Annotated in this window: 3 rRNA genes; all 3 read right to left on the reverse strand. The window is 53.3% G+C overall.

Annotated features, from left to right (window positions below):
- Window positions 1–46 precede the first annotated feature (46 nt).
- Window positions 47–163: ribosomal RNA gene (rrf, locus tag CXY71_RS00550) — 5S ribosomal RNA — on the reverse strand.
- Between the two features lie 128 nt (window positions 164–291).
- A 23S ribosomal RNA gene (locus CXY71_RS00555) occupies window positions 292–3,420 on the reverse strand.
- 462 nt (window positions 3,421–3,882) lie between these two features.
- Window positions 3,883–5,416: ribosomal RNA gene (locus CXY71_RS00560) — 16S ribosomal RNA — on the reverse strand.
- The 16S, 23S and 5S rRNA genes sit together here, the layout of an rRNA operon.
- Between the last annotated feature and the right edge of the window lie 623 nt (window positions 5,417–6,039).

The following is a 6,039-nucleotide window of genomic DNA, read 5'->3' on the forward strand; positions in this document are numbered from 1 at the left end:
GCAGAAAGGCCACCCGAGGGTGGCCTTTCTGGTGTTTCTAAGTTAAGTCCGGCGGTGTCCTACTCTCCCACAGGGTCCCCCCTGCAGTACCATCGGCGCTGAGAGTCTTAGCTTCCGGGTTCGGAATGTGACCGGGCGTTTCCCTCTCGCTATAGCCGCCGAAACATCTTTGCGATGAATCGATTCTATATTATTTAGTTATATAGAGCTCCCCTTGACAAGGAGCGTTGTTCTCGACCGTACATCGAGAACCACATAGTGGACGCTAAAGCAGCTTCTTCAAACTGAAGTGTTATCAAATTATCGGCTTATTAGTACCGGTCAGCTCCATGGGTCTTTAGTCCCCACTTCCACATCCGGCCTATCAACGCAGTAGTCTAGCTGCGAGCCTCTCCCCCGAAGGGATGGAAATCTCATCTCGAAGCCGGCTTCCCGCTTAGATGCTTTCAGCGGTTATCCGTTCCGAACGTAGCTAATCAGCGGTGCTCCTGGCGGAACAACTGACACACCAGAGGTTCGTCCATCCCGGTCCTCTCGTACTAGGGATAGATCTTCTCAAATTTCCTGCGCGCGCAGCGGATAGGGACCGAACTGTCTCACGACGTTCTAAACCCAGCTCGCGTACCGCTTTAATGGGCGAACAGCCCAACCCTTGGGACCTACTCCAGCCCCAGGATGCGACGAGCCGACATCGAGGTGCCAAACCATGCCGTCGATATGGACTCTTGGGCAAGATCAGCCTGTTATCCCCGAGGTACCTTTTATCCGTTGAGCGACAGCGCTTCCACAAGCCACTGCCGGATCACTAGTCCCGACTTTCGTCCCTGCTCGACTTGTCAGTCTTACAGTCAAGCTCCCTTGTGCACTTACACTCGACACCTGATTACCAACCAGGTTGAGGGAACCTTTGGGCGCCTCCGTTACTTTTTAGGAGGCAACCGCCCCAGTTAAACTACCCACCAGGCACTGTCCCTGAACCGGATCACGGTTCGAAGTTAGGTATCCAATATGACCAGAGTGGTATTTCAACAATGACTCCACCTGAACTAGCGTCCAAGCTTCACAGTCTCCCACCTATCCTACACAAGCCACACCGAACACCAATACCAAGCTGTAGTAAAGGTCACGGGGTCTTTCCGTCCTGCTGCGCGTAACGAGCATCTTTACTCGTAATGCAATTTCGCCGAGTTCGCGGTTGAGACAGCTGGGAAGTCGTTACGCCATTCGTGCAGGTCGGAACTTACCCGACAAGGAATTTCGCTACCTTAGGATGGTTATAGTTACCACCGCCGTTTACTGGGGCTTAAATTCTCAGCTTCGCCTTGCGGCTAACCGTTCCTCTTAACCTTCCAGCACCGGGCAGGCGTCAGTCCGTATACATCGTCTTGCGACTTAGCACGGACCTGTGTTTTTAGTAAACAGTCGCTTCCCACTGGTCTCTGCGGCCTTCGAACGCTCCCGGAGCTAGTCCGTTCACGCCTCAGGCCCCCCTTCTCCCGAAGTTACGGGGGCATTTTGCCGAGTTCCTTAACCACGATTCTCTCGATCTCCTTAGTATTCTCTACCTGATCACCTGAGTCGGTTTGGGGTACGGGTGACTAAAACCTCGCGTCGATGCTTTTCTTGGCAGCATAGGATCACTGATTTCACCCTCACGGGCTACCCATCGGGTCTCAACCTTATATGAGAGACGGATTTGCCTATCTCTCGGCCTACATCCTTAGACCGGGTCAACCATCGCCCGGCTCAGCTACCTTCCTGCGTCACACCTGTTAATACGCTAACCGCACCAGCATAGGGTCGCACGCTAGGCCCCACGCTTCACCCCGAAGGGATCCATCTAGGGGATTCAGATGCTTAGCATTACTGGATTAGCTTGGGCGGTTTTTCGTCAGTACGGGAATATCAACCCGTTGTCCATCGACTACGCCTGTCGGCCTCGCCTTAGGTCCCGACTTACCCAGGGCGGATTAGCCTGGCCCTGGAACCCTTGATCTTTCGGAGGACGGGTTTCTCACCCGTCTTTCGCTACTCATGCCTGCATTCTCACTCGTGTAGCCTCCACGGCTGGTTTACACCGCCGCTTCGCTGGCCACACGACGCTCTCCTACCCATCAACACGGCTGAACCAACACCACAAGGGTGCGGCTTACCAAAAATATCAATGCCACAACTTCGGTGGCGTGCTTGAGCCCCGTTACATTGTCGGCGCGGAATCACTTGACCAGTGAGCTATTACGCACTCTTTCAAGGGTGGCTGCTTCTAAGCCAACCTCCTGGTTGTCTGTGCAACTCCACATCCTTTCCCACTTAGCACGCGCTTTGGGACCTTAGTTGGTGGTCTGGGTTGTTTCCCTCTCGACGATGAAGCTTATCCCCCACCGTCTCACTGCTGCGCTCTCACTTACCGGCATTCGGAGTTTGGCTGACGTCAGTAAGCTTTTGGGCCCCATCGGCCATCCAGTAGCTCTACCTCCGGCAAGAAACACGCAACGCTGCACCTAAATGCATTTCGGAGAGAACCAGCTATCACGAAGTTTGATTGGCCTTTCACCCCTATCCACAGCTCATCCCCTCCATTTTCAACTGAAGTGGGTTCGGTCCTCCACGACGTCTTACCGTCGCTTCAACCTGGCCATGGATAGATCACTTCGCTTCGGGTCTAGGACATGCGACTGAATCGCCCTATTCAGACTCGCTTTCGCTACGCATTCCCCTCTCGGGTTAAGCTCGCCACATATCACTAACTCGCAGGCTCATTCTTCAAAAGGCACGCTGTCACCAGAACAAAGCTGGCTCCAACGGTTTGTAAGCAAACGGTTTCAGGTACTATTTCACTCCCCTCCCGGGGTACTTTTCACCTTTCCCTCACGGTACTTGTTCACTATCGGTCATGTAGGAGTATTTAGGCTTATCAGGTGGTCCTGACGGATTCACACGGGATTTCTCGGGCCCCGTGCTACTTGGGATACTTCTCGGGCGATTGCTGCATTTCGACTACGGGGTTCGCACCCTCTATGACCAGGCTTTCAATCCTGTTCGTCTATACAACGTTCTAACCCTTACCATTCGGTAGAATAGGCAGAAAAGTCCCGCAACCCCGACCATGCAACACCTACCGGTTATCACACATGATCGGTTTAGCCTCATCCGGGTTCGCTCGCCACTACTAACGGAATCACTATTGTTTTCTCTTCCTGTGGGTACTGAGATGTTTCACTTCCCCACGTTCCCTCTACCCGCCCTATATATTCAGGCGGGAGTCACCAGGTCACCTCACGGGCCTGGCGGGGTTTCCCCATTCGGACATCCTCGGATCACAGTTCGTTTATCAACTCCCCGAGGCTTATCGCAGATTACTACGTCCTTCTTCGGCTCTACATGCCAAGGCATTCACCGTTTGCTCTTAAAAATTTGAAATCACATGAGTTTGAATCGATTAAGTATGCCGAATAAATTCGACATCAAAATTGACCAATGATCTAACACACACCCGAAGGCATATGTTTTGATCTTTGTAATTTGCTCTCTTACGAGAGTCAAATTTAAGATGCTCGCGTCCACTGTGTAGTTCTCAAAGTACGGGCGGTACCCCTCCCCGCCGGCAAGTGATGCCAACGAACAGAAGTCCAGAAGAAACAGATCAACGCCAGGACTTTCATCCCGCGTTGTTCCGGTCCCTCAGGACCCAACAGCGTGCATATATGACTCTCTTCAGAACCCGAGCGTTCCAACTCCCGAAGGAGCGTACCGGCTCAAGAACTAACCGTCCTCATATCAATGTCAATGTTCCACCCATGAGCGCCATCCAAGAACATTCGCCCTGGTATGACTGGTCGCCATATTCCGCTGTATACAGACGGGACGACACATGCTCCTTAGAAAGGAGGTGATCCAGCCGCACCTTCCGGTACGGCTACCTTGTTACGACTTAGTCCTAATCACCAATCCCACCTTCGACAGCTCCGTCCCTTACGGGTTCGGCCACTGGCTTCGGGTGTTACCGACTTTCATGACTTGACGGGCGGTGTGTACAAGGCCCGGGAACGTATTCACCGCAGCGTTGCTGATCTGCGATTACTAGCGACTCCGACTTCATGAGGTCGAGTTGCAGACCTCAATCCGAACTGAGACCGGCTTTTTGGGATTCGCTCCACCTTACGGTATCGCAGCCCTTTGTACCGGCCATTGTAGCATGCGTGAAGCCCAAGACATAAGGGGCATGATGATTTGACGTCATCCCCACCTTCCTCCGAGTTGACCCCGGCAGTATCCCATGAGTTCCCACCATTACGTGCTGGCAACATAGGACGAGGGTTGCGCTCGTTGCGGGACTTAACCCAACATCTCACGACACGAGCTGACGACAACCATGCACCACCTGTATACCGACCTTGCGGGGCCTACATTTCTGCAGGTTTCCGGTATATGTCAAGCCTTGGTAAGGTTCTTCGCGTTGCATCGAATTAATCCGCATGCTCCGCCGCTTGTGCGGGCCCCCGTCAATTCCTTTGAGTTTTAGCCTTGCGGCCGTACTCCCCAGGCGGGGAACTTAATGCGTTAGCTGCGACACGGAGACCGTGGAATGGTCCCCACATCTAGTTCCCAACGTTTACGGCATGGACTACCAGGGTATCTAATCCTGTTCGCTCCCCATGCTTTCGCTCCTCAGCGTCAGTTACGGCCCAGAGATCTGCCTTCGCCATTGGTGTTCCTCCTGATATCTGCGCATTCCACCGCTACACCAGGAATTCCAATCTCCCCTACCGCACTCTAGTCTGCCCGTACCCACTGCAGGCCCGAGGTTGAGCCTCGGGTTTTCACAGCAGACGCGACAAACCGCCTACGAGCTCTTTACGCCCAATAATTCCGGACAACGCTTGCACCCTACGTATTACCGCGGCTGCTGGCACGTAGTTAGCCGGTGCTTTTTCTGCAGGTACCGTCACTCCCAGGAAAACCCAGTCGCTTCTTCCCTACTAAAAGAGGTTTACAACCCGAAGGCCTTCGTCCCTCACGCGGCGTTGCTGCATCAGGCTTGCGCCCATTGTGCAATATTCCCCACTGCTGCCTCCCGTAGGAGTCTGGGCCGTGTCTCAGTCCCAGTGTGGCCGGTCACCCTCTCAGGCCGGCTACCCGTCGTCGCCTTGGTGAGCCATTACCTCACCAACTAGCTGATAGGCCGCGAGCTCATCCTTGACCAAAATTCTTTCCACCCCAGAAGATGCCTTCCAAGGTAATATCCGGTATTAGCTACAGTTTCCCGCAGTTATCCCAGAGTCAAGGGCAGATTGCTCACGTGTTACTCACCCGTTCGCCACTGATCCAAGGAGCAAGCTCCTCTTCACCGTTCGACTTGCATGTGTTAAGCACGCCGCCAGCGTTCGTCCTGAGCCAGGATCAAACTCTCCGTAAATGTTTGAATAGCTCCCGAATCTGTATAAATACAAACCCGATGCCCATCTAGTGCACCCACAGACCGGAATAGGCCCAGAAGATGCAAGTTTGAAACTGACAAGAACAAATCATTACTGACTTGCTTTGTATAGTTGCCTAGTCCGAAGACCAGGACTTGTTCAATATTATTTCCAAAGGAATCTCATAAATGATCACCCGCTAGAAACGGGATCAACACCACGAGGTTTTTGGCATTTGACATTGTGCACGCTGTTGAGTTCTCAAGGATCGGACGCACCCGACTTCACACCCTACTGGGCTGTCACTCCGGGGCAACTTGTCTAACCTAGCCACCCAGCTAGTCGCTGTCAAATCGGCAAACGCAGACATTTTCGGCGTACCGAAGCACACTTGAACACCACGAAAAACACGACTCAGCCAGTGACACACACTCGATGGGAGGCTTATCATCATAGCCCAACACAGACGCTTCTGAAACAGAAACCCCACGCTGATTTAGCCACGATCTGGTCCCACATGAGGCCGGGAAGCACTACGGCTTTCCGCACCTTTGGGGTACGTATAGATACACTACGGCCACCACCACCACCCGTCAAAACGCCCCCCACCCGGGCGTGTCGC

Source organism: Cryobacterium sp. Y62, assembly GCF_002929785.1.
In the GTDB taxonomy this organism is placed as follows: Bacteria; Actinomycetota; Actinomycetes; order Actinomycetales; family Microbacteriaceae; genus Cryobacterium.